Genomic DNA, 24,948 nt, shown 5'->3' with positions numbered 1-24,948 from the left:
GATGCGCACCATCAAGGGGCCGGGGGTGTTTCTGGCCCAGTTCGCGGCGGATCAGGCGCCCTATGACAGCCTGCCGGGTTTGGCCGCATGGGCGGCGGGCAAGGGGTTCAAGGGGGTGCAGATCCCGACATGGGACACCCGATTGATCGACATGAAGCTGGCTGCCGAAAGCGACACCTATTGCGATGAGTTGCGCGGGATGCTGGCCGACCATGGTTTGCAGATCACCGAATTTGCCTCGCATATCACCGGGCAACTGGTGGCGGTGCATCCGGCGCATGATGCGGTCATGGACAGTTTCGCGCCCGCGCCGGTGCGCGGCAATCCGAAGGCGCGACGGGCCTGGGCGGAGGAGCAGTTGCGCTTTGCCGCGCGTGCCTCGGCCCGGCTGGGCATTGACCGGCATGTGACCTTTTCGGGTGCGCTGCTGTGGCCCTATCTTTACCCTTATCCGCAATGGCCCGAGGGGCTGGTGGAGGAGGGGTTTGACGAGCTGGCGAAACGTTGGACCCCGATCCTTGACGATTTCGACGCGCATGGCGTGGATGTCTGCTATGAGATCCACCCTTGCGAGGATCTGCACGACGGCCATTCATGGGAGTATTTCCTTGAGAAGGTGAAAGGCCACCCCCGCGCCAATCTGATGTATGATCCCAGCCATTTCGTGCTTCAGGCGCTGGATTATCTGGCCTTCATTGACCATTACCACGACCGCATCCGCGCCTTCCATGTGAAGGATGCCGAGTTCCGCCCCGATGGCAAATCCGGCGCCTATGGCGGCTATATGCCTTGGGCGAAACGCGCGGGTCGCTTCCGCAGCCCCGGCGACGGGCAGGTGGATTTCGGCGCGATCTTCACCAAGCTGACAACGCATGGCTATGACGGCTGGGCGGTGCTGGAATGGGAATGTTTCGTCAAGAACCCCGAGGACGGCGCCCGCGAAGGCGCGCGGTTCATCGCGGATCACATCATCGGCGTGTCGGATCGCGCCTTCGACGATTTCGTGAAATCCGGTGCGGATCGCCGCGCCAACCGGGCGATGCTCGGGCTGGAGGATGAGGCATGAGACCCTTGCGGCTTGGCATGGTGGGCGGCGGGCAGGGCGCCTATATCGGCCATATCCACCGGCTCGCGGCGCGGCTGGATGGCCAGTGGCAGCTTGTGGCGGGCGCCTTCGATGTGGACCCGGAGCGCGGCCGCACCTTCGCGCTTTCGCAGGGGCTTGACCCCGCGCGCAGCTACGGGACATGGCAGGAGATGATCGCGGCAGAGGCCGCGCGGCCCGACCGGGTTGAGGCGGTGGCGATCTGCACGCCGAATTTCACCCATTACCCGATTGCGAAGGCGCTGATCGAGGCGGGCTTCGACGTGATCTGTGAAAAGCCGCTGACCGCCACACTGGCAGATGCGGTGGCGCTGGAACAACTGGCGCGCGACAGCGGGCGCTTTGTCGGGGTGACCTATACCTATTCGGGTTACCCGATGGTGCACGAGGCGCGCGTGCGGGTCGCGGCGGGCGAAATCGGCGCGGTGCGCACGGTGCAGGTGGAATATCCGCTGGAATGGATGGCGACGGCCATCGAACAGCAGGGCAATGCGCAGGCGGTATGGCGCACCGATCCGGTGAAGAACGGGCGCGGCGGGTCCATCGGCGATATCGGCACCCATGCCTATCATCTGGCGGGGTTTGTCAGCGGGTTGACGCTGGACAGCCTGACCGCCGATCTGGCGACCTTCGTGGGCGGCCGGGCGCTGGATGATAATGCGCATGTGATGCTGCGCTATCAGGGCGGCGCGCGGGGCTTGCTCTGGTCATCTCAGGTGGCCATTGGAAATTCCAACGGCGTGCGGCTGCGGGTCTTTGGCGAGACGGGCTCGGTGCAGTGGTATCAGGAACAGCCGAACGAGTTGATCCTCACACCGCTGGAGGGCCGGGTGCAGGTGATCAAACGCGGCGCGGCGGGTCTGTCGGAGGATGCGCAAGCCCGCACCCGCACCCCGCCGGGCCATCCCGAAGGGTATCTGGAGGCTTTCGCCAATCTTTACGCGGGCTTTGCCGAGGCGATCCGGGCGCGGGCCGAGGGGCGCGAACCTGATGCCATCGGGCGCAACCTGCCGACGGCATGGGACGGGCTGAAGGGCGTGGCCTTTGTCGAGGCGGTGGTGGACAGCGCCGGTGCCACGGATCAGCCCTGGCTGCGGCCGGTCGCGGTGTAGCGCATCCGGCGTTGCCCCCGACATGAAGCTGCGGGGCATTCCGAAGGCCATTTTGCGGCCTTCGGCAGTCTTTCTTCCGAGATCGCGGTGGTATGGCCGGGGGGCGTCTGACGAAGGCCGCCGTTGGCTCCGGCGCGGCAGGGCCTGCGCGGATCACACTATGACAGACCACGCGGTGCAATTCGTGACCGGACCGAAATAGCTGTTGACTCCTGCAACGCGTTCGCAATACTCATTGCAGCACTGGTAAGCTTGCAATTTTTCAACTGACATCACGGGTTTCGCGGCGGAGGAGGCCGGGGAATCCCGCGTCGCAGGATTGCGCCCGCGATCCGGGAGGAGACAGCATGAAAGATTTCGTATCCGGTATCAGCCTTGCCGCCTTTCGCAGCGATGCAGAGACCGAGACGACAATGGCAATGTGCCCTTCGGCCATGGCCATCCAGAAAAACATCCCGATCTATGACGGGGCCAGTGTGACCGAGGCGATTGCGCCGGAATGGGCGGGGGTCATCGGGCAGGGGCCGGGGGTCTTTGTCATCAAGCGGGCCTTCGCCGACATGGGCGCCATCGACAGCGCCACCGAAGCGTTCCGCGCCATCATCGCGCAGGAGCGGGCAGAAGGGATCGCGGCGGGCGACCATTTCGCCAAGGCGGGCGCGAATGACCGGATCTGGAACAGCCTGCAAAAGCTGTGTCTGCATGATCCGGCGGTTTATGCGCGCTACATGGCCAATCCGGTGATCGACATTGCCTGCCGCGCCTGGCTTGGGCCCGGCTACCAGCTTGCGACCCAGGTCAATCAGGTGCGTCCCGGTGGCAAGGCGCAGGCGCCGCACCGCGACTATCATCTGGGCTTCATGTCGCCCGACCAGATGGCGCTTTACCCCGACCATATCCATGCGACGGGGCCGACGCTGATCCTGCAAGGCGGGGTGGCGCATTGCGACATGCCGGTGGAAAGCGGCACGACCAAGCTTCTGCCGCATTCGCAACGCTACCTGCATGGCTATATCGCCGCGACCCGCCCCGAGTTCCGCGATTATTTCGAGGCGCATCACGTTCAGTTGCCGCTGGAAAAGGGCGATGCGATCTTCTTCAGCCCGGCGCTGTTCCATGCGGCGGGCGAGAACCGGACGGCCGATGTGGTGCGGATGGTCAACCTGATCCAGACCGCCTCGGCCTTTGCGCGGCATATGGAAAACCTTGACCGCACCGCGATGGTGCGCGCGGTCTATCCGCATCTGGCCGCGCTTTCGCCCGAAGGGCGCCGTGCCGTCATTGCGGCGACCGCGGACGGCTATCCCTTCCCGACCAATCTGGACACCGACCCGCCGATCGGCGGGCTGGCCCCGGAAACCCAGCAGGATCTGCTGGCGCGCGCGGTGGCGGAAGGATGGGATCAGGCGCGGCTGGAAACCGCGCTGGAAGATCAGGCCCGTAAACGCCGGGCCTGAGCGGCGGTCTTGCCGGCACATCCGGCGCCGCGACGCGAACGAACGACCAAAAGGGAGGAGAAACCTATGAAGAAAATGTTGCACACCGTGGCCGCAGCGGCCTTGCTTGCGACCACGGCACTGGCCGGGGCAGCCCATGCCGAGGGCGAGAAATTCGTCTGGATCAGCCATGGCCCCGACAGCGACAGCTGGTTCAACGTGATCAAGAACGCGATCAAGGTCACGAACGAGCAGATGGGCGTGGAAACCGAATACCGCAATCCGCCGACCGGCGATCTGGCCGATATGGCGCGGATCGTGCAGCAGGCTTCGGCCGCTGGCGTGGACGGGATCATCGTCACCATCGCCGATTACAACGTGCTGGAGGGCCCGATCAAGGATGCGGTGGCCAAGGGCATCCCGGTGGTCACCGTGAACTCGGGCACCGTCGAGGAAAGCCAGAAGCTTGGCGCGCTGATGCATGTTGGCCAGCCGGAATACGAGGCGGGTCTGGGTGCGGGCAAACGGGCGAAAGAGGCGGGTGTATCCTCGTTCCTGTGCGTGAACCACTATATCACCAACCCGGCCTCGGTTGAACGCTGCCGCGGCTTTGCCGATGCGCTTGGCGTCGATCTGGGCAACCAGATGATCGATTCCGGCATCGACCCGTCGGAAGTGCAGAACAAGGTCAAAGCTTATCTGACCGCCAACCCCGATACCGGCGCGATCCTGACGCTTGGCCCCAATTCGGCCGAGCCTTCGATCCGTGCGGTCAAGGATATGGGGCTGGATGGCGAGATCTATTTCGGCACCTTCGACCTGTCTTCGGAAATCTCGGGCGGGATCAAGGATGGCACCATCAATTTCGCCATTGACCAGCAGCCCTTCCTGCAAGGCTCGGTCCCGATTCAGGTGCTGACCAACTATGTGCGCTATGGTGTGGCCCCGGCCAATTCGATCTTCACGGGTCCGGGTTTCGTGACCAAGGACAATATCGAACTGGTTGAATCGCTGGCGGGCGAGTTCCGCTAAGCGACCCGCCCCCGTGGCGACCGCGTGCGGGTGAATGCTCCCCACCCGCACGCCTTTCCTCTGACGGCAATGAGGCCAAGAATGACCGACACCACATCCGGCGCCGCCGGTGACGAACGCATAAAAGATGTCTCTCCGCTGCGCCGCATGCTGATCCGCCCGGAACTGGGCGGGATCTGCGGCACGATCCTTGTGTTCATCCTGTTCGGGCTGATCGCCGGGGACAGCGGCATGTTCGCCGCCGAAGGGGTGATGAACTGGACAGTGGTTTCGGCGCAATTCATGGTCATCGCGGTCGGGGCCTGCCTTCTGATGATTTCGGGCGAGTTCGACCTGTCGACCGGCTCGATGATCGGCTTTTCCGGCGTTCTCATGGCCATCCTTTCGGTGCAACTGGGCTGGCCGCTGTGGCTGGCCATTCTGGCCACCTTCGCCTTCTGCATGGCCATAGGCGCGGTGAACGGCTGGCTGGTGATCCGCACCGGGCTGCCCTCGTTCATCGTGACGCTGGCCTCGCTATACATCCTGCGCGGGCTGACGATCTGGGGATCGGTCTATTTTACCCGGCAGACCATCATCAGCGGTGTGTCGGACCGGGCGGAGGGCGACTGGCTGGGGCCGGTTTTCGGCGGCAAGATCCTGACGGGCCTGTTTCAATGGATGGGCGATGCGGGCTGGATCGCCACCTTCACGCGGGGCAACCGGGCCGGGCAGCCGGTAGTGGACGGCATCCCCATGCTGGTGGTCTGGGCCATCGTGCTGGTGATCTTCGGCCACTGGTTGCTGACCCGCACCAAATTCGGCAACTGGGTCTTCGCCAGCGGCGGCGACGCGCAGGCCGCGCGCTATGTCGGTGTGCCGGTGAACCGCGTGAAGATCCTGATGTTCATGTTCTCGGCCTTCTGTGCCTGCGTCTTTTCGATGTGTCAGGTGATGGAGTTCGGCTCGGCCGCGGCCGACCGGGGCCTGCTGAAGGAGTTCGAGGCGATCATCTGCGTGGTGATCGGCGGCGCGCTGCTGACCGGCGGTTATGGCTCGGTCATCGGGGCGGCGCTGGGGGCCGTGATCTTCGGCGTGGTGCAACAAGGGCTGTTCTTCGCCAATGCCGAAAGCTCGCTTTTCCGGGTGTTCCTCGGGATGATCCTGCTGATCGCGGTCATCATGAACACCTACATCCGCCGCATCATCACGGGGGAACGCTGATGACCACGCCCATCGTAGACATGCGCAACATCAAGAAGCACTTCGGCCATGTCATCGCGCTGAACGGGGTGTCCTTCGATGTGCGCGCCGGGGAATGCCATTGCCTGCTGGGCGATAACGGTGCCGGAAAATCGACTTTCATCAAGACCATGTCGGGCGTGTTCCGCCCCAGCGAGGGCGAGATGCGGGTGGAGGGCAAGCCCGTCATCTTTGAAAGCCCGCGTGACGCCATGACGGCGGGGATTGCCACTGTCTATCAGGATCTGGCGATGATCCCGCTGATGAGTGTCAGCCGCAATTTCTGGATGGGGCGCGAGCCGGAAAAGGGCATCTGGCCGCTGCGCACGCTGGATCTGGCCAAGGCCGACGCCATCACCATGACCGAGATGCGGAAAATGGGCATCAACCTGCGTGGCCCCGATCAGGCGGTCGGCACCCTGTCGGGTGGCGAGCGCCAGACCGTCGCCATTGCCCGCGCCGTCTATTTCGGCGCCAAGGTGCTGATCCTGGACGAGCCGACCTCGGCCCTGGGTGTGCGGCAGACGGCGAATGTGCTGGGCACCATTGACCGGGTGCGCAAGCAGGGGATCGGTGTGGTGTTCATCACCCATAACGTGCGGCATGCCATGGCGGTCGGCGACCGGTTCACCGTGCTGAACCGGGGGCAGACGCTGGGGACCGCGCTGCGTGGCGAGGTGGATGCGCCGGGCTTGCAGGACATGATGGCCGGCGGGCAGGAACTGGCGGATCTGGAAGGCTCGCTCGGCGGCACGATCTGAGGGGCGCGGAATGAGCTTTACTGACAAAAGTGATCTGCGGTTGCCGCCGCTGGGCCGTCGTCTGCGGCTGGGGTTTGTGGGCGGCGGGCGCGGCGGTCTGGTGGGGGCGTGGCATTTCTCGGGTGCGCGGCTGTCGAACCACTGGGAGGTGGTGGCGGGCGCGCTTTCGACCCGGCCGGAGAATGCCGCCGCTTCGGCCCGCGACTGGTGCATCGCGGCGGATCGCAGTTACAGCGATTATCGGCTGATGGCCGCGACCGAGGCCGCCCGACCGGACGGGATCGAGGCGGTGTCGATCTGCACGCCGAACAACAGCCATGCCGACATCGCGGCGGCCTTCCTGCGGGCGGGCATCGACGTGATCCTCGACAAGCCGATGACCTCGGTCACCGCGGATGCACGGATGCTGGTCGAGGTGCAGCGGGCCACTGGCGTCAGCCTGACCATGACCTATCCCTTCTCGCATCACGCCATGGTGCGGCAGGCACGGGCGCTGATCGCGCGGGGCGAGATCGGCAGGATCCGGCAGGTTCATGTCGAATATCTGCAAGACTGGAACTTCGCGGCGCAGGAGGCGGGCAATATCGGCTGGCGTCAAGATCCGTCGGTGGTGGGACGCAGCTCCATCGTGGGTGACATCGGGACACATGCCTATCACCTGCTGCATACGATGACCGGGTTGGATGTGGCCGAGGTGCGGGCCGACATGTTCGTCTGCGGCGGGGCGAAGCCGCAGCCGGATACCGCGCATATCGGCTTGCGGCTGACCAATGGTGCGCCGGGGTTGCTGCATCTGAGTAACGCGACCATCGGGCAGTATTGCGGGCTGCGCATCCGCATCTGGGGCGACAGGGGCGCGCTGGAATGGGATCAGGAAACGCCGGAACGCCTGCGCTTGATCCCGCTGGAGCAGGAGGAACGCATCTTCCTGCGTGGCGCGCGTCAGGGCGTGCTGCCGGAGGCGGAGCATCTGATCCACCTGCCGCGCGGCCATGGCGAGACGCTGACCGACGCCTGGGCCAATCTTTACGCCGAGGCGGGGGTTCTGGTCGCCAGCCGCCGGTCAGGGACCGATCTGGGGCTGGCGCCGCTGGTGCTGTCCGGTGCGGCGGACGGGCTGCGCGGGATGACCTTCATCGACGCCTGCGCCGACAGCTGGGAAGCGGGCGGGCGCTGGACCGCACTGGCGGGCTGAGCGGCACCGTTTCTGGACACGGGGCTGGCCGGACTCCTCTATCCTTTCACCTATGTCTCGGCCGCGCTGGTTGCGGTAAAGCTGATTCATGACGGTCTGGCAGGGCAGTCGTGACGGCGATACCTGCGGATGGATGAAGGAGCGCGACGATTGGATCTGATCGTGACGGGGCAGGCGGGCGTTTGGCAGGCCCGTTTCGGGGAAAGGGTCTGGCGCGCGGCGGCAGGCCGCGGCGGTATCGCGGTGAAGACGGCCGAGGGGGATGGCATCAGCCCGCTGGGCTGCTGGCCGATCCGGCGGGTGTTGTGGCGGGCCGACAGGCTGGCGGCGCCTGCCACGGTGTTGCCGCTGGCGGCGATCGCACCCGATGACGGCTGGTGCGACGCGCCGGAGCATCCCGAATACAACCGCCCCGTAAAGCGCCCCTTCGCCGCCAGCCATGAAGAGATGTGGCGGGCGGACGACCTTTACGACATCGTTGTGGTGCTGGGGCAGAATGACGATCCGGTTGTGCCGGGGGCGGGCAGCGCCATTTTCCTGCATCTGGCGCGCGAGGGGTATACCCCTACGGCGGGATGCGCGGCCCTGAACCGCGCCGACCTGCTGGAGTTTCTGGCACTGGCGGGGCCGGAAAGCCGGGTCTGCTTCCGGGATGCGGGATAAGGCGATGACCGGGATCGACATGCGGGCGCTGGACCGCGCGCTGGATTTGCTGCCGGGGCAGTATCGCGGCCCGGCGGGGGTTGCCGGTGTGGTGAAGGACGGGCAGGTGATTGCGCGGCGGGCCTGGGGCTATGCCGACATGGTGACACGGTTGCCGATGACGGCGGCGCGGCGCATGCCCATCTGTTCGATCTCGAAACAGATGACCTGCGCGCTGCTGCTGGACCTGTTCGATGACCCCGAGGAACTGGCGCCGCTGTTGCCTGATCTGCTGCCCCGGTTCGAGGGGCCGCTGCCCAGCATTGCGCAGCTTTGCCACAACCAGTCGGGGCTGCGTGACTACTGGGCGGTCAGCGTGCTGCAAGGCGCGGTGCCGGAAGGCCGGTGTTCGGCGGCACAGGGGCTGGCGCTTCTGGCCACCGCGCGGGACGGGCATTTCGCACCGGGGGCGTATTATTCCTACAGCAACGGCAATTTCCGGCTGCTGGCCGAACTGATCATGCGGGCGACCGGCCGCGATTTCGACACGCTTCTGTCAGAACGCATCCTGCGGCCCGCCGGAATGCCGACTGCCTGTCTGGGCGCCGACACAAGCGCGCGCATCGACGGCGTGACAGGCTACGAAGGCAATGACGAGGTGGGCTTCCTGCCTGCCGAAACCGCGATCACATGGTTTGGCGATGCCGGGGTCATGGCCTCGCTGGACGACATGCTGGCATGGGAGCGGCACATCGACACGACGCGCGACGATCCGGCCGGGCTTTACCGGCGGATCTCGGCGCCTGTCACCTTCGCCGATGGCAGGCCCGCGCCCTATGGCTTTGGCCTGCGCCGCTATCTGCATGCCGGCCATGAAGTGACGGGACATGGCGGCGGGTTGCGGGGCTTTTGTTCCTACCGGCTGCATGTCGCGGCGGAACGGCTGTCGGTCGTGGTGATCTTCAACCACGAGGCCAGTGCGCTGCGGGCGGCCGAGGGGCTGCTGGCCGCCGCGCTGGGTTTGCCGGAGCCTGCCGCCCCGCAGGCTGCGCAGGGCTGGGGTGGGCTGTGGCTGGACCGCGAGAATGACCTGTTCCTGCGCACCACCGATACGCCGGGCGGTGTGCGGCTGCATTACGCGGTGTCTCCCGTGCTGTTGAGCGTAAGCGGCGACTGCCGCGCCGAGGCGCCGGGGATCCTGCTGCGGCGCGAGGACGACGGTCTGGTGATGGCGCGTCCGGCTGAAAACCTGACCGTTCGCGCGGTGCCGCTTGTGCCGGTGGCGCATGTCGATGCCAGCGGAATCGCCGGGCGCTATCATTCCGCCACGATCGGCGCCGGGCTGGAGATCGAGGCCCGCGACGGCGCGGCCTATATCGGCTTTGACGGGATTTTCGGCCGGGGCCCGATGGAACGGATGTATCCGCTGGCCGAAGACCTGTGGACGGTCACCTGTCGCCGCGCGATGGATGCGGCGGCACCCGGCGAATGGACGCTGCGCATCCGTCGCGACCCCGATGGCGGGATCGAGGGGCTGGTGCTGGGGTGCTGGCTGGCCCGCGCTATCCGCTATGACGGGCCGATATGACGGGCTGCCGCACGGTCAGAGAACCGGCCCGACGATGGCAAGGATGTTGTGCATGAGCCGCAGGCCGATGCCCCAGCCGCCTGTTTCATCGGGGGTGATCTGCCGCGATTGCAGCAGATAGCTTTCCTGCCGGGCACGCATCGCCTGCGTGATCGCCGGATCAACCAGCAGGATGTTGTTTTCGTAATTCAGGTCGAAACTGCGGCGATCCATGTTGGCGGACCCGATCAGGGTCATTTCATCGTCCAGCGTCAGGGTCTTGGCATGCAGGAGGCCCGGCAGGAATTCGTGGATCCTCACCCCCGCCTCCAGCAGGCTTTCGTAATGGCTGCGGCTGGTTGCGCCCACGGCGAAATCATCGTTGCGCGCGGGCAGGACCAGTGTGACCGCCACCCCCCGGCGCGCCGCCGCGCAGATCGCGGATTGCAGCGCCTGTGTCGGCACATAATAGGGCGTCGTGATGAAGAGACGGCGCTGCGCCGCATAGGCGAGGCTGGTGAACATCTCGGCCATCGCCGAGGCGTGAAAGGTGGGTCCGGTGGCAATGACCTGCGCGGTCAGATTGCCTTCCGGCGGGGGCGCCGCCGTGCGCAGCAGGGGCGTGATGTCATCGCCGCCGTTGCCCATCCAGTCGCTTGCAAACAGGTGCTGGTTCTGCCGCACCACGGGGCCGGTGAGGCGCAGCATCACATCCACCCATGGCCCGAACCGTGCCTTGGGCAGAAAGGCGGGATCGGCACAGTTCTGGCTGCCGCAATAGGTGATCGCATTGTCGATCACCAGAAGCTTGCGGTGGTTGCGCAGGTCGATGCGGCCCTTGAGCATGCGCAGAAGCGGGTTGCCGACCGGCAGGGCGGTGCGACCCTGCACCCCGGCCTTGGCCATGCGCTGCCAGAGGGCGGATTTCACGAACCCGCGCGAGCCGAGATCATCGACCATGATCCGGCAGGCGACCCCACGCCCGGCGGCACGGATCAACGCCTCGGCCATGCGCGTGCCGTTGCCATCGTCCAGCCAGATGTAGAACAGGACATGGACATGATGCCGGGCGGCGTCGATGTCGGCGATCATGGTGGTGATGGCCACATCGGAATCCGCCATCAGACGGGCCGCATTGCCGCTTGTCGCCGGATAGCCCGAAATGGCCCGTCCGGCGCGCAGCATTTCCGCCGCCCGGTCTGAAACGCGGGGCAGGGTGTCCGGGGCGTCGGGACGGGGCAGGGCGGCGAAGGTCCGCTCCATCACCAGCGCGCGTCTGCGGCCGATACTGGTCTGGCCCAGCAACAGATAACTCAGCGCCCCCAGATAGGGCAGCAGGACGACGATCAGCAGCCATGCGGCGCGGGCTTCAGGCTGGCGATGCCGCCGCAACAGGATGTGCACGGCGACAAATCCCGAAATCATCACATGCAGCAGAAGGGCGACCATGCAAGATCTTTCCGTCAGTAAGGCCGGTGCGGGAGATTGCCCCGCAGACCGAGCATGACATGAAGCCGGCCCCTGCGTCATGCCGGTTTGTCCCGTGTCATGCCGGGGCCCGACGTTTGGGTGGGGGCGAAGGCTAACGGTTCTGCCTGATCATCGTGGCGAAATCCGGTGTTACGATCTGAAGCGTTCCGTCCGAAAGCAGGCGCCGCCGCGATCCCGGAATCGCGCCGCTTTCCGGCACCGACCAAAGCACGTTTCCGGCTGCGTCCATCGTGACAAGGTGGCCATGCTCATGCATGCGCATGCGGTTGATGCTGGCGAGATCCAGACTGCGGACCTTGCCCAGACTCCCAGGGGGCAGTGACGAGAACCTGGCAGGGCGTGACTTTTTGCGGATAAGGATAGTTATGTAGTATTTATGCTTGATGGTTTTCAGGATGAAGCCAGAAATTGGACACGGTTTACATGGAACGGGGCGCCCCCTGCGCCGTGATCCTTTCGGAGATGTCGCTACCCCGGACGGGATCATCAAATCAGGATGGTGCCGGATTCAGGGGGGACGAAAACACGTCCTGAAACATGATCGAGGTCGCATCTGCGGGCTGAACCGGGCATGATCGGCGGAACGCCAATGTAATGCCTGCCATGCCATCAATACCCCTGCCGTTTGTCGTCGCCCTTCTGCTTCTTGTTCTTCTGATCGAGGTCATCCGCCGCGATGACAGGCTGCGCGCTGGCGGTAAACCCGCGAACCTGCCGTTTCTGGCGCTGATCGGAGCCAGTATCCTGCAATCTGTCCTGTCAGGTTTGCGCTGGGGATACGAGGTTCAGGGGGCGATGTATCTGTTGCCGGTGGTGGCGGCCCTGCTTCCGCCGCTGGCCTATGGCGGGGTTTCGCTGCTGGTGCGGAAAAGCCCGTTGCCATTGGGCAGGCAACTTGTCCTGCATGCCCTGCCGGCGGCGCTGATCGTGGGGTTGATGCTGTTCTGGCGCGATGCGGTGGATATGGCACTGGTTGCGGTGTTTGTGATTTATGCCGCGGCCATCCTGTTCCTGATGCGGCCGGGGGCCGATGCGCTGCGCCTGATGCCCTTAGAGAATGCGACCCCCGCCTATCGGTCGATCATCTTTGCCGCCGTGATGCTTCTGCTGTCGGCGCTGCTGGATCTGTATGTCTTTCTCGACATTGCACAGGGGCGCGGGTCGCAGGCGATCATCCTGATTACCATGGGCAATCTGGCGGGTCTGATCGCGCTGTCGGTGGCGGCCACCATTGCCAGCCGCAGCCCCTCGCCGGTGGAGGAAGACCGCGACGCGCCGGCCGCGGGGCCGGTCGAGGGGGATCGGGAGATCATGGCCACTATCACCGCCCAACTGGAGGGGCGGAAGCTTTACCACGATGCCGAACTGACGCTGGACAGGCTGGCCCGAAAGACGCTGATCCCGGCTCGGCAGATTTCGGGGGCGATCAACCGCAGCACCGGCAAGAACGTCTCGCAATATGTGAACGGATTCCGCATTGCCGAAGCCTGCGACCTGCTGGCGACCTCGGACAAGCCGGTGACCGAGATCATGTTTGATGTGGGGTTCCAGACCAAATCGAACTTCAACCGCGAGTTTCGCCGGGTAACGGATATGGCCCCGGTGCAATGGCGCGAGACCCGGCGGCGCGAGACCCGGCTGAGGCCGCCTTCCCCCTGAGCGGCGCGGCCTGAATCGCGATTTCGCACCTCCGAAATCGTGTTTCAGGGCGCAAGCGACGCCCCGGACCGCCAGTCTCGGGGCATGGACACCCTTGAGCATACCTCACCCCGATTTGCCGATGCGCTGCGGTCCCTGACCCTGACGGCATCGCCTGAAACACGTCCTTCGCCGGGCCGGCCTGTCTGGCGATGGACCCTGCTTGCAGCCGCGCTTGCCTCCGCGGCGTTGACGGCCCTTGCGGCAGGGAATTCCCTGTCGTGGCGGGAGGCGCCACCGACCGCGCCGGAAGCCATGGCCGGACTGCCGGTTGCCATGGCGATGCCCGCGCCCGGGCCGGTCAGGCAAGAGATTACCGGCTCGGGCTATGTCGTCGCCCCGAATGAAACCACGGTTTTTTCCCGGACCGAAGGGCGCATCATCGCTGTTCCGGTGCAGACGGGCGACAGGGTCGCAGCGGGGCAGGTTCTGATCACGCTGGCCGACGCTGCGGCGGGGTTCGGGCTGGAGCAGGCGCAAGCCGGGCGAACTGCGGCGGAGCTGGCCCTTGCCGCCCGCGAGATCGAGCTGAAACAAGCCGAGGCTGCCCTTGCGCGGCAGACAGCGCTTGCCGCCAGTCAGGCGGTGGCCAGGGCTCAGGTGGACGAGGCCCGGAGCCGGCGTGATCTGGCGGCCAATGCGGTCCTGATGGCCCGGCAGGCGGTTGACGAGGCCGCTCTGGCCGTGCGGATCGCGGCGGAGCGGGTGGCCGATCTGACGATCCGCGCCCCGATTGCCGGCACGGTAACCCGGCTGAACGCGCATGTCGGCGACACGGTGCTGGCCCGTGCCGAGGGGGTGCGGGCGGGTGACAGCCTTGCCACCATCACCGACACGACCCGCATGGTGATCGACGCCGACGTGGCCGAAACCGGCATTGCCGGTCTGCGCCCCGGCCTGCGGGGCGAGGCCACGCTGGACGGCTATCCCGACCAGCCCTTCAAGGTTGAAATCCTGCGCATCGCGCCGGTGATTTCGGCCGAGAAGGGCACCGTTTCCCTGCGCATGTCCCTGACCGGCCCGCCTGCCGGCATTCGCCCGGCCATGGCGGCGCGTCTTCGCATTTTCACCGGAACAGAAGGAGCAGGTGAATGACCACTACCCCGGACCTTACCCCATGGATCACGCTGCAAGGCGTGCGAAAGGGCTTTCGCATCGGCACCGAAACGGTGCCTGTTTTCTCGGGGCTGGACCTGACCATACCGCGGGGCGATTTTGTCGCCATCATGGGGCCGTCCGGTTCTGGCAAATCGACACTGCTGAACATGCTGGCGGGGATCGACAGCCCGGATGGCGGCACCTTGCAGATTGGCGGCGCGCGGCTTGACAGCATGGGCGAAAGCGCGCGGTCCGCGTGGCGGGCGCATAACATGGGCATCGTGTTCCAGTTCTATAACCTGCTGCCCATGCTGACGGCGGCCGAGAATGTGGAACTGCCCTTGCTTCTCAAGCCCATCGCGGCGGGCGACCGGCGGGCGCGGGTGGAAAAGGTGCTGGAGCTGGTGGGGCTTGCGGGGCGTGGCAGGCAATATCCCGCCCTGATGTCGGGCGGCCAGCAACAGCGCGTGGGCATTGCCCGCGCCATTGTCACCGATCCTGCCCTGCTGCTGTGTGACGAGCCGACGGGCGATCTGGACCGCAAGTCCGCCGATGACGTGCTGGACATGTTGCGCTTTCTCAACCGCGAGCTTGGCAAGACCATCGTCATGGTGACGCATGATCCGCAGGCCGCCACCCATGCCCGGCGCACCCTGCATCTGGACAAGGGCCAGTTCGTCGAAGAACGGAAGGCCGCGTGATGGGATATTTCCGTCTTGCCAGACGCAATGCCTGGCGCAAGCCGCTGCGGACCGTGCTGCTGATGCTCTGCGTGGCCATTGCCTTTCTGATCCATGGTCTGACCGCCAGTTTTGAACAGGGCAACATGGCGGCCGGATCGGCCAGCGACGATGTGCTGGGCGTGGCCAGTGCGGCCGGGCGCGGGCAATCGCTGCCGATGGCGCATCTGTCGCGGCTGGCGGCCGAGCCGGGCATCGCGGCGGTAAGCTGGATGACCCGCCTGCGCGGCTATGCCGTTAGGGAAAGCAACATTGTTGCGATCAGCGCGGTCGATCCCGCGACCATGGTGCAAGTCAGCGGGACCGAGCTGGGGCTGACGCCCGTATTGATGGCCGCCCTTGCCACGGGCCGCGACCGGGTTCTGGTCGGGCGAACGCTGGCCGAGGTGCAGGGCTGGCGCGTCGGACAGCGCATCACCGTGACCGTGCCCGCCACCCCGAATAAAGAGGGTAGCCGGGACTGGCGCTTTGAAATCGCCGGTATTTTCGAGGGCGCATCCCCCGCCAGCGACACCCATTTCGTGATTGCCCGCTATGATTACGTCAATGCGCTGCGCACACGCGGAACCGACCGGGTAGAGGCGTTTGTGCTGCGCCCCGCGCCCGGCATCAAGGCTGCCGATCTGGCCCGGCAGATCGACGCGCTGTTTGCCAACTCTGCCGCGCCAACCAGGACGCAATCGGAAAAGCAGTTCCTTCAGGCCTTCATGCGCCAATATGCCGATGTGGGCCTGATCATTGATCTGGTGGTGGGCGCGGCCTTCGTCACCCTGCTGATGATCGTCATCAATACCCAGATGCTTGCGGTGCGCGAACGCCGGTTTGAAATCGGCGTGCTGAAAACGCTTGGCTTTTCGCAAGGGCGGCTGCTTGCGCTGGTTCTGGGCGAGACGCTGTTCATCTTCCTGACCGGCGGGCTGGCCGGGCTGGCGCTGGCAAAGCTGGCCACGGTGATGATCGGGCCGGGCCTTGGTCTGGTGCTGCCGGTGCAGACGCTGGGCGTGGCCCTGGTCCTGATCCTTGGGCTTGGCCTTGCAACCGGCCTGATCCCCGCCATCCGCGCGATGCGCATTCCCGTCACCGCCGCTTTCAGAACGAGGTAATCCCATGTCCAGTCTTGTCAGGCAATTTCTTGTCATGATGCGGGCCAATCTGGCCGGTCTGCGGCGGCGGATGGCGATTTCGCTGTCCATGATGCTGTCGGTCGCGCTGGTTGTCGGTGTTCTGGCGGGGTTTCTGTCCATGGCGGCCGGGTTCGAAAAGGTGTTGACCGGCACCGGATCGCCCTTGGTTGCGGTGGTTCTGGGCGGCGGCACCAATCAGGAAACCGGGTCCGAGATTTCGTCCGAGGCGCTGCGCGGGATCATGGCCCTTGGCGGGGACATTGGCGCGGCCCGCGATGCGGCGGGGCACTTGATCGCCTCGCGCGAGATCGTGGTGACGACCGAGGCCGCCGCGACATCGCTTGCGCTGCGCGGAATGGATCAAGCCGGGCCCGGCCTGCGGGACGGGGTGACGCTGACGGACGGACGGATCTTCGCCCCCGGCATGCGCGAAATCGTGGTGGGCGAAACGCTTGCGCGCGATATTCCGGCTTTTGCCCTTGGCCGGACCGTGCGGCTGGGCACGCTGGACTGGACGGTCGTCGGTCTGTTCAGCGCAGGCGGGTCAGCGTTTGAATCCGAAATCTGGGCTGATCTGGATACGGTGCGCGCCGCTTTCGACCGGCAGGGCGAGGTGCAAAGCCTGCGGCTGCGGCTGGTCGATCCGGCCGGGATTGCCACCTTGCGGCAGGCGCTGGACAGGATCACCGCCCTGCCGCTGACTGCCCTGCCCGAGCCTGATCTTTATGCCGGGCAGTCCGGTCGCACAGCCGATCTGATCCGTATGTTCGGCTGGCCCCTTGCGCTGCTGATGGCTGTGGGGGCGGCGGCGGGCGCGCTGAATACCATGATGTCCTCCGTTGCGGACCGGACGGTCGAGATTGCCACGCTGCGCGCCATCGGCTTTGGCCGGGTGCCGACCTTTCTGGCGACATGGGCCGAGGCGGCGGTGCTGGCGCTGGCGGGGGTGGCTCTGGGCACGGGGCTGTCCTGGCTGCTGTTCAACGGCTGGCAGGCCAGCACGCTGGGCGCGGGCAATACGCGGATCGGGTTCCAGCTTGCCGTCACCCCGCAGGTGATGCTGAGCGCCGGTTTGCTGGGGCTGGTGACGGGCCTTCTGGGCGGTGCCCTGCCCGCCCTTGCCGCAACCCGCCTGCCGCTGACAGCCGCCTTGCGGGCGCGCGGCTGATGCGCTTTTCCGGCGGGCCGGCTGCGGGCGGGCGTGTGCTGTCGGCCGGTCTGACGAAAACACTTGAACGGGCGGAGGTTGCGGCCAATGCTCGCGTGGCGTGCGGTGCGCCCCGCGAGGGCCGCAACGACACGTTGTCTTTGATGGAGTAACAAATGGTTGCGTTCGATCTGCCTTTCCTGACCGGCCCGCTGACCGAGATCGACACGCAAGACTACCTGAGTGAACGCTACATGAAGATGGTGCCTCTGACCGAGGGCCGGATGCTGGTGGTCTGGACCCGCATGCTTGAGGATGTGCGTCCAACCGGCGATATCTATGCGCGGATTGTCGGGGCCGACGGTCAGCCGCAGGGCGAGGCGTTCCTTGTTACGCAGACCACGCTTTACGAACAGACGGCACCCTATGCCGCCGCCCTGCCGGATGGCGGCTTTGTGATCAGCTGGTCAAGCCTTGGCCAGTTTCCCCGCCGGGATCCACCCTATTACGATTATCACTTTACACCCTTGTTCCGCCGGTTCGATGCTGCGGGCAACCCGGTCGAGGATGAACAGGTCCTGCCGAAGGATCCATACGCGGGCTGGGAGGTGGCAAGGGATGTGCTGGTGCTGAAGGACGGCGCCTATGCGGTGACCTCCACTTCGGGGCGGCATTATCAAGTGCAGTTCGTCGATCCCGACGGCAACCGGCTGGGCGATCCCCGGCCACTCGACGCCGGGCCGTTCAAGGGCAATATCGCCAAGGATGTGGGGGCGATCGCGCTTGAAACCGGGCGCATGCTGAGCTGGACCACATTTTCCACAATAAGCACATTCAATCCGAAGAAGCATGTCAACGCCCCCGCCGTTCTGACGCTTTACGACAGCGACGGCACGGTTCTGCGCACGACCACCTTCACCGCAAAAGTAAGGCATGAAGAACTGCGGATGGAGGTGACCGCGCTGGATAACGGCGGTTTTGTCGTCAACTGGGGTGTTCACAGCCCGGACCGCGATGCGGACCTGCGTCATGGGCTTCAGTTCTTCAATGCCAATGGCAAGCCCGTCACAAGCGCCTTCGATCCCAACCAGCCCGGCGAATGGTCCTCGGTGGAGAAAGTCCTTGTGCTTTCGGACGGTCGGGTCGCCGTGTTCAGCAATGCGACTTCCGATCTGGATGTTGAAGGTGATCGTTACATGGCGCTTTACGACAGTGACGGCACCGAATTGATGGCGCGCAAACGGGTGCCCGAGCTCGGAAAGCTGACCGCCGCGGACCCGCTGCATGTGATTGCGCTGGACGATGGCAACATCCTGCTGTGGGACGTTGACTATCCGCGGATGACCGGACGCATTCTGACGCCGGAAGGTGAGGCCAGCCGTGATGTCATCGACATGGGATACTGGCCCTATTCTGATACGGACTGGAATGTGGTGCTGAGCAACACAGGTATTCTTTACGTCTGGCACCTGATCGAAGAGGGCGTCTTTGATGGCAAGGGCGGGCTGTCGCTGGCCCGTTTCGATTTCCTGCCCGACAAGATGCTGAAGGGGCCGCTGACTGCGGGCGACGATGCGATCTGGTTGCAGAATGGCGGTCAGCACGATGCCGGGGCGGGCGATGACCGGGTGCTGCTGTCGCCGGATGATACCACACTCTCGGGCGGGTTGGGGGATGATCTGCTGATCGGGGCTGGCGGGCGGCATGCGATCTATGGCGGGCAGGGCAACGACACGCTGGACGGAAGCCATACCATTGCGGGGCAGATCGAACGGACCCGGCTTTACGGTGGTGCGGGGGATGATCTGATCCGCGTCGGGCTGCATCGTGAGAGCGCCGATCCACGAAAGGCCATTGCCTATGGTGGCGCGGGCGATGACCGCATTGTTTCGTCCGAGGTGATGCATGATTTTCCGGACACCGTATGGCAAAGCGGGCAGTTTTACGGCGGCGCGGGTAATGACTATATCGAGGCGTCGGGTAGCAAATATGGTGGGGCGGGCGACGATACGTTGTCCGGCTCTGGGCCGATCATGGATGGTGGATCGGGCCAGGATATTGCGGTCATGGGGGAATGGTCTTTTATCGGGGGCTCATTGCCATCGCATTTCATCTGGAACTTCGATCTGGAAGCCACCAGCATCGGACCAACAAACCACCAGATGTTTCGCAGCATCGAAGCCCATGTGGCCATCGGCACCGTTCTTGCGCGGATGCTCGGCGATTCTGCGGACAATGTGTTCTTCAGTGCCACGGCCGATGACCTGCTGGTCGGCAGGGATGGCAATGATCTGCTGTCTTCCGGCCCTGGCTGGGACAAGCTTTTTGGCGGGGCGGGGCGCGATACCCTTGATGGCGGCGACGACGACGACCGGCTGACCGGCGGGGCAGGCGCCGACAGCATTGATGGCGGTGACGGGCTTGACCTGCTGGATTTTTCGACAGACCGCCGCCCGGTCGGGGTTGATCTGACCGAGGGACGTGGCCTTGCCGGCACGGCGGCGGGCGACAGCTATTTCGGCATCGAGGGGGTGATCGGCGGGCGCGGGAACGACAGGTTCACCGGCAGCGACGGGAATGACCTGCTCGCCGGTCTGGGCGGCGATGACAGGATCGACGGGCGCGGCGGAGATGACTTTCTGGTCGGGGGTAAAGGCGACGATACATTGGTCGGCGGCGCGGGGGTCGATTGCGTCGCCTTCAGCACCAAAGACGATATGATGGTCGATCTGGGTGCGCGGGGCCTTGCCATCGGTGAAGGGCGCGACCGGCTGTCCGGTATCGAACAGGTGATAACCGGCGGTGGCAATGACCGCATCATCGGCTCTGCCGCAGACAACCTGCTGTCAGGCCGCGCGGGCGATGACACGATGACAGGCGGGGCGGGGGCGGACGTCTTCTTTTTCGAAGCGGAAACGGGGTCGGATGTGATCCGTGATTACGAACCCGGCGTGGACCTGCTGAACATCTACTGGTTTGGTGTGCCGACTTTGGACTTTCTGGTCTTTGAAGAGTCCGACAAAGGTTTGTGGATTTCCGCAGAGACACAATACATTTCGGCCCGGATTTTTCTGGCAGGTATCGAACGCGAGGATCTGACCGCGCGTGACTTCGTTTTCGACACAAGGCTTCAGCCCAGTTTCGTCTTCTATTTGCAGTATTGACGCGGGCCTTGTCAGCCGTGATCGACCTGAACCCCGGCCTCGGTCACGATCAGGTCCAGAGGAATGTCATGTGGCTGCGGATGGATTGTGGCCAGCCGGGCGGATTGCAGGCCGACCCCGATCACCAGAGGCGAGGGGTGCAGCGCGGCCAGCGTGCGGTCGAAATAGCCGCCGCCATAGCCCAGCCGATACCCGGCCTCATCCCAGCCCACCAGCGGGGCCAGCGCCACATCGGGCAGCAGCCGGGCATTCTCCGCAGGTGGAACGGGAATGTTCCAGTCGCCCCGCACCATGGCGGTATCGGGTGTCCATTGGCGAAACACCAGCGGGGCGAAACGGGTTTCCACCACCGGCAGCGCGATGCGTATGCCCTCCCTGTGCAAGTCCTGCATCAGGGGGCGCAGGTCCGGCTCGCCCTTGATCGGCCAGTAGGCGGAAAAGACGGCGCCGGCCGACAGGCGCGATGACAGCAGCGCCGCCAGATGCCGGCACAGCGCCGCCCCGATGGTCTGGCGGGCACTGACACGCAGCGCATCGCGTTCCGCCCGCAGGCGAAGTCGTTCCACCTTGCGCCAGCGCGGCACGTCCGAGGCATCGGCAGGTTCGAACTCGGCCGCCATGCAGGGCGAAGACGCGGGGCGTCCGGTCAGGGGGTCGGTGGTCATGGCCAGTCTCCGGCGCGATAGGGCGGGTCCGGGGGGTCTTCGTCCTGTTGGAAAGGCCCTGCCCGCCGGTTGACAGTCTAGGGCCAGTAACTCGTATTTGAAATCCTTGTTTCCTGCCCCCTGCCCTGCGCTTCAGTCCCCGGCGATCAGCACATCGCCATAAAGCGCGCGCAGCTTTGCCTTGACCACCTTGCCGGTGGCGCCCAGGGGCAGCGTTTCGACAAAGATCACCCGGTCGGGCACCTGCCAATGCGCGACCTTGCCGTCATAGAAGGCCCTGATTTCCGCCTCTGTCGGGGTTTCTCCGGCAACCGGCACCGCCAGCACCACCGGGCGCTCATCCCATTTCGGATGACGGGCGGCGATGGCGGCGGCATTGGCGATTTTCGGATGTGCAATGGCGATGTTTTCCAGCTCGACCGTGGAAATCCACTCGCCCCCCGATTTGATGATGTCCTTGGAGCGGTCGCGGATCACCAGATAGCCGTCGGCATCCAGTGTCGCCACATCGCCGGTATCGAACCAGCCGTCGGCTGTCAGGGCAGAGTCCTGCTGCCCGAAATAGCTTTCGACGATCCAGTGCCCGCGGATCTGCAATTCGCCCTGCGCCACCCCGTCACGCGGCAGTTCGGCGCCGGTCTCGTCCACGATGCGCAGATCGACGCCCCAGGGCGGGCGCCCCTGACCTTCGCGCAGGCGGGATTGTGCCTCGGCATCCAGCGCGGTGTGGCGTTGCAGCAACTGGTTCAGCGTGCCCAGCGGCGAGGTTTCCGTCATGCCCCAGGCATGGATCAGATCCACGCCATAGCTGTCGCGGAATTCGCGCAGCATCGAGGGCGGCAGCGCCGAACCGCCAACGACGGTGCGTTTCATCGAGGCGGGTTTGATGCCGGTGGATTTCAGCCCGGCCAGCAGACCCATCCAGATCGTCGGCACGCCCAGCGACAGCGTGACCTGTTCGGCGTCGATCAGCCGGGCAAGGCTTTCGCCATCCAGCTTCGGCCCCGGCATCACCAGCTTGGCCCCGACCGCCGCCGCGATATAGGGCACGCCCCAGGCGTTGACGTGGAACATCGGCACGACCGGCATCACCGTATCGCGTGCGGCGACGTTCAGCCCGTCGGGCTGGTTGCCGCCAAGGCTGTGCAGCACCAGCGAACGATGGGAATACAGCACGCCCTTTGGATGCCCGGTGGTGCCCGAGGTATAGCACAGCGCGGCCGGGGCATTTTCGTTCAGGTCTGGCCAGGGTGCGGCGGGATCACCCGCCGCCAGCAGGTCGTCGTAGAACAGCAGCCCCTCGATCATGCCCGCTGCCTCGGCCTCTGCCGGGCCCATCAGCACGACATGCCGCACCGATTTCAGATGCGGCCGCAGCTTGGCCACGGCGGATAGAAAGGTGCGGTCGAAGAACAGCACCTCGTCGGCGGCATGATCCACGATATAGATCAACTGTTCGGGCGTCAGGCGCGGGTTGATGGTATGGGTGACGCGCCCGCCGCTGCCAATGCCGAAGTAAAGCTCCAGATGGCGGCGGTTATTCCAGGCGATCGTGGCGCAGCGGGCGCCTTCCGCCACGCCCAGCCCGTCCAGCACCGATTTGATCCGCCGCGCATTGGCCGCGACCTCGCCCCAGGACGACCGGAGCGTGCTGCCATCCGCCTCGACCGAGACCACCTCGGTCCGGGCGTGATATTTCTCTGCATGTGCAATCAGCGATCCGGTGGTCAGCGATTGCCACATCATCGTTCCGAACATCCCGTCCTCCCTCTTATTGCGCTGCCGGTGCGGCAGGCTCGATCCCCCGGATCATGTCGGCCGCGCGTTCGGCGATCATGATGGTGGGGGCGTTGGTATTGCCGCCGATCAGTGTCGGCATGATCGAGGCATCGACGACCCGCAGCCCCTGCATCCCGTGCACCCGCAGCGCCGGATCGACCACGGCCATGTCATCACGCCCCATCTTGCAGGTGCCGACCGGGTGATAGATCGTATCGGCCCGCGCGCGGATATGGCGTTCCCAGTCCTGATCGCGCATCCCGTCGGTCAGGCCGAACATTTCCCGCCGGCGATAGCGCGCCAGAGCCGGTGCCATCAGGATCTCGCGCGTCATCCTTGCGCCCCGGATCGTGGTCGCCAGATCGCGCGGGTCGGACAGGAAGCGCGGGTCGATGCCCGGCGCGGCCAGTGGATCGGCGCTTTGCAGGAAAACCGCACCCCGGCTGTGCGGGCGCAAGGCACAGACATGGCAGGAAAACCCGTGCCCGAGGTGCAGCTTGCGCGCGTGATCATCGGCCAGTGCGATGACGAAATGAAGCTGGATGTCCGGCCGGTCCAGCGCCGGGTCGGTTTTCAGGAAGGCGCCGCCCTCGGCAAAGGGGGTGGCGATCATCGACTGGCCGTCGCGCCGCCATTGCAGCGCATGGCGGATCAGGTTTCGCGTCGCGGTCAGGCCGATGCCGAAATTGTCGGTGTCCCGCGTGCGGAACGCCAGTGTGAAATCCAGATGATCCTGAAGGTTCTGCCCCACCCCCGGCAGGTCATGCACGATCCCGATGCCGTGCGGACGCAGCGCATCGGCCGGCCCGATGCCCGAGAGCATCAGAAGCTGGGGCGAGTTGAAGGCCCCACCGGCAAGGATCACCTCTTGCCGCGCGGTGACCCGGTGATTCTGCCCGCCCCTGCGGTAAGCAACGCCCGTCGCGCGCTTCCCCTCGGTCAGCACCCGTGTCGCATGGGCGCCGGTAAGGACGGTCAGATTGGCGCGCTTGCCCAGAGCCGGATGCAGATAGGCCGCCGCCGCCGAACAGCGCTCGCCATTGCGGGCCGTATCATGGAACTGGGTGACCTGATACAGCCCGGCGCCTTCGGTGTCGCCGGTGTTGAAATCGGGGCTTTCCCTGTGCTGGCATTCGGTGGCGGCACGGACAAAGGCGCGCGAGATCGGGCGCGGCGCCTTCTGGTCCGACACCTGCAAGGGGCCGCTGTCGCCGTGAAAGGCACTGGCCCCCGCCGCATTGTTCTCGGCCCGTTTGAAATAGGGCAGGCAGTCGTCCCATGACCAGCCGTCGCAGCCTGCGTCGGCCCAGCCATCGTAATCTGTCCGATGCCCCCGGACATAGAGCATCGCATTGATCGCACTGGATCCGCCCAGAGCGCGGCCGCGCGGTTGATAGCCCTTGCGGCCATTCAGCCCCGGCTGCGGCACGGTCTGGTAGGCCCAGTTCGAGATGCGGCCATATCCGGGCAGCATGGCCACCGCCCCGGCGGGCGCCCGGATCAGCAGATGATCGCCGCGCCCGCCCGCCTCCAGCAGGCAGACGCTGCGCGCCGGGTCTTCGGACAGCCGTGCCGCCAGCACACAGCCCGCGGAACCGCCGCCGACGATCACATAATCATATGCGGCCCCGCCCGTGCCCGACATGGCTGCCCTCCCTTGACCGGGCCTCCCCGCCCTTGAGAAAGGTCAGGCTATTTTCGGCGGCCTGTCCAGATGCTTCGGCGTGGTGTGACCCAGCGTTACGGAGATGCAGCGATCAGGCGTCGCCCATCGCCTTGCGCAGCGACAGCGGGCGCATGTCGGTCCAGACGGCATTGATATGGTCGAGACAGGCCTGCTTGTCGCCGCCAAAGCCCGTCGCTGTCCAGCCCGCGGGCAGATCGCGCCCCTTCGGCCAAAGCGAATATTGCTCCTCATGATTCATCACGACCAGATATTGCGGTTCTACAGTCATTTCATGCAACTCCTTG

General features: G+C 65.3%; 21 protein-coding genes. 15 read left to right on the top strand and 6 right to left on the bottom strand.

The window, feature by feature from the left end; genetic code table 11:
- The first annotated feature begins 1 nt into the window (after position 1).
- The 9 genes from D2N39_RS19660 (at position 2) to D2N39_RS19620 (ending at position 10,092) form a co-directional block, all read left to right on the top strand.
- Positions 2-1,066 (top strand): sugar phosphate isomerase/epimerase family protein, encoded by a 1,065-nt coding sequence (locus D2N39_RS19660; RefSeq protein WP_119136488.1) that lies wholly within the window; start codon positions 2-4, stop codon positions 1,064-1,066.
- Positions 1,067-1,083: 17 nt separating this feature from the next.
- A complete protein-coding gene (locus tag D2N39_RS19655) occupies positions 1,084-2,217 on the top strand; it encodes a Gfo/Idh/MocA family protein (RefSeq protein ID WP_119136487.1) in 1,134 nt (377 codons plus the stop codon).
- A 347-nt stretch (positions 2,218-2,564) separates the two neighbouring features.
- Positions 2,565-3,674, top strand: coding sequence for a phytanoyl-CoA dioxygenase family protein (locus tag D2N39_RS19650; RefSeq protein WP_119136486.1), 1,110 nt, complete (start codon positions 2,565-2,567; stop codon positions 3,672-3,674).
- Between the two features lie 66 nt (positions 3,675-3,740).
- Complete coding sequence (locus tag D2N39_RS19645; RefSeq protein ID WP_119136485.1) at positions 3,741-4,685, top strand: sugar ABC transporter substrate-binding protein; 945 nt, start codon at positions 3,741-3,743, stop codon at positions 4,683-4,685.
- Between the two features lie 81 nt (positions 4,686-4,766).
- Positions 4,767-5,888, top strand: a complete 1,122-nt coding sequence (locus tag D2N39_RS19640; protein WP_119136484.1) for an ABC transporter permease — start codon at positions 4,767-4,769, stop codon at positions 5,886-5,888.
- Positions 5,888-6,667 carry an ATP-binding cassette domain-containing protein gene (locus tag D2N39_RS19635; protein WP_119136483.1) on the top strand — a complete coding sequence of 260 codons (780 nt, stop codon included), beginning with the start codon at positions 5,888-5,890 and terminating at the stop codon, positions 6,665-6,667. The genes D2N39_RS19640 and D2N39_RS19635 overlap by 1 nt, the downstream gene beginning before the upstream one ends.
- Before the next feature lie 10 nt (positions 6,668-6,677).
- Positions 6,678-7,862, top strand: a complete 1,185-nt coding sequence (locus tag D2N39_RS19630; RefSeq protein ID WP_119136482.1) for a Gfo/Idh/MocA family protein — start codon at positions 6,678-6,680, stop codon at positions 7,860-7,862.
- Between the two features lie 150 nt (positions 7,863-8,012).
- On the top strand, positions 8,013-8,525 hold the full coding sequence (locus D2N39_RS19625; protein WP_119136481.1) for a L,D-transpeptidase family protein: 513 nt from the start codon (positions 8,013-8,015) through the stop codon (positions 8,523-8,525).
- A gap of 4 nt (positions 8,526-8,529) precedes the next feature.
- Entirely contained in the window at positions 8,530-10,092 is a 1,563-nt protein-coding gene (locus D2N39_RS19620; protein WP_119136509.1) for a D-aminopeptidase, read from the top strand.
- Between the two features lie 15 nt (positions 10,093-10,107).
- Here D2N39_RS19620 and cls read toward each other — a convergent pair whose 3' ends face one another.
- Both cls and D2N39_RS23000 read right to left on the bottom strand, forming a co-directional pair.
- The gene (gene cls / locus D2N39_RS19615; RefSeq protein WP_119136480.1) at positions 10,108-11,520 is read right to left on the bottom strand and encodes a cardiolipin synthase; all 1,413 of its coding nucleotides are present in this window, start codon (positions 11,518-11,520) and stop codon (positions 10,108-10,110) included.
- A gap of 133 nt (positions 11,521-11,653) precedes the next feature.
- Positions 11,654-11,824 carry a hypothetical protein gene (locus D2N39_RS23000; RefSeq protein WP_158589891.1) on the bottom strand — a complete coding sequence of 57 codons (171 nt, stop codon included), beginning with the start codon at positions 11,822-11,824 and terminating at the stop codon, positions 11,654-11,656.
- 341 nt (positions 11,825-12,165) lie between these two features.
- On the opposite strand from D2N39_RS23000, the gene D2N39_RS19610 reads away from it, so the two are divergent.
- The 6 genes from D2N39_RS19610 (at position 12,166) to D2N39_RS19585 (ending at position 20,533) form a co-directional block, all read left to right on the top strand.
- Positions 12,166-13,221, top strand: coding sequence for a helix-turn-helix domain-containing protein (locus D2N39_RS19610; protein ID WP_119136508.1), 1,056 nt, complete (start codon positions 12,166-12,168; stop codon positions 13,219-13,221).
- 294 nt (positions 13,222-13,515) lie between these two features.
- Positions 13,516-14,355, top strand: a complete 840-nt coding sequence (locus D2N39_RS19605) for an efflux RND transporter periplasmic adaptor subunit (protein WP_158589890.1) — start codon at positions 13,516-13,518, stop codon at positions 14,353-14,355.
- Positions 14,352-15,059, top strand: coding sequence for an ABC transporter ATP-binding protein (locus D2N39_RS19600; protein ID WP_119136478.1), 708 nt, complete (start codon positions 14,352-14,354; stop codon positions 15,057-15,059). Before D2N39_RS19605 ends, D2N39_RS19600 begins: the two co-directional genes overlap by 4 nt.
- Positions 15,059-16,201, top strand: coding sequence for an ABC transporter permease (locus tag D2N39_RS19595; RefSeq protein ID WP_119136477.1), 1,143 nt, complete (start codon positions 15,059-15,061; stop codon positions 16,199-16,201). The genes D2N39_RS19600 and D2N39_RS19595 overlap by 1 nt, the downstream gene beginning before the upstream one ends.
- A gap of 4 nt (positions 16,202-16,205) precedes the next feature.
- Positions 16,206-17,390 (top strand): ABC transporter permease, encoded by a 1,185-nt coding sequence (locus D2N39_RS19590; protein ID WP_119136476.1) that lies wholly within the window; start codon positions 16,206-16,208, stop codon positions 17,388-17,390.
- A 155-nt stretch (positions 17,391-17,545) separates the two neighbouring features.
- Positions 17,546-20,533, top strand: a complete 2,988-nt coding sequence (locus tag D2N39_RS19585) for a calcium-binding protein (RefSeq protein ID WP_119136475.1) — start codon at positions 17,546-17,548, stop codon at positions 20,531-20,533.
- Positions 20,534-20,544: 11 nt separating this feature from the next.
- Here D2N39_RS19585 and D2N39_RS19580 read toward each other — a convergent pair whose 3' ends face one another.
- The 4 genes from D2N39_RS19580 to D2N39_RS19565 all read right to left on the bottom strand — a co-directional run bounded on the left by D2N39_RS19580 (position 20,545) and on the right by D2N39_RS19565 (position 24,932).
- Positions 20,545-21,198 carry a 5-formyltetrahydrofolate cyclo-ligase gene (locus tag D2N39_RS19580; protein WP_119136474.1) on the bottom strand — a complete coding sequence of 218 codons (654 nt, stop codon included), beginning with the start codon at positions 21,196-21,198 and terminating at the stop codon, positions 20,545-20,547.
- Positions 21,199-21,330: 132 nt separating this feature from the next.
- On the bottom strand, positions 21,331-22,956 hold the full coding sequence (locus D2N39_RS19575; RefSeq protein WP_119136473.1) for a long-chain fatty acid--CoA ligase: 1,626 nt from the start codon (positions 22,954-22,956) through the stop codon (positions 21,331-21,333).
- Positions 22,957-22,969: 13 nt separating this feature from the next.
- Positions 22,970-24,622 carry a GMC family oxidoreductase gene (locus tag D2N39_RS19570; RefSeq protein ID WP_119136472.1) on the bottom strand — a complete coding sequence of 551 codons (1,653 nt, stop codon included), beginning with the start codon at positions 24,620-24,622 and terminating at the stop codon, positions 22,970-22,972.
- A gap of 112 nt (positions 24,623-24,734) precedes the next feature.
- Positions 24,735-24,932, bottom strand: coding sequence for an MbtH family protein (locus D2N39_RS19565; protein WP_119136471.1), 198 nt, complete (start codon positions 24,930-24,932; stop codon positions 24,735-24,737).
- Between the last annotated feature and the right edge of the window lie 16 nt (positions 24,933-24,948).

This window comes from Gemmobacter lutimaris (genome assembly GCF_003570715.1).
Lineage (GTDB): Bacteria > Pseudomonadota > Alphaproteobacteria > Rhodobacterales > Rhodobacteraceae > Gemmobacter > Gemmobacter lutimaris.
The sequence above is the reverse complement of the archived record's forward strand: the minus strand, read 5'-3'. Positions and strand labels throughout refer to the sequence as shown.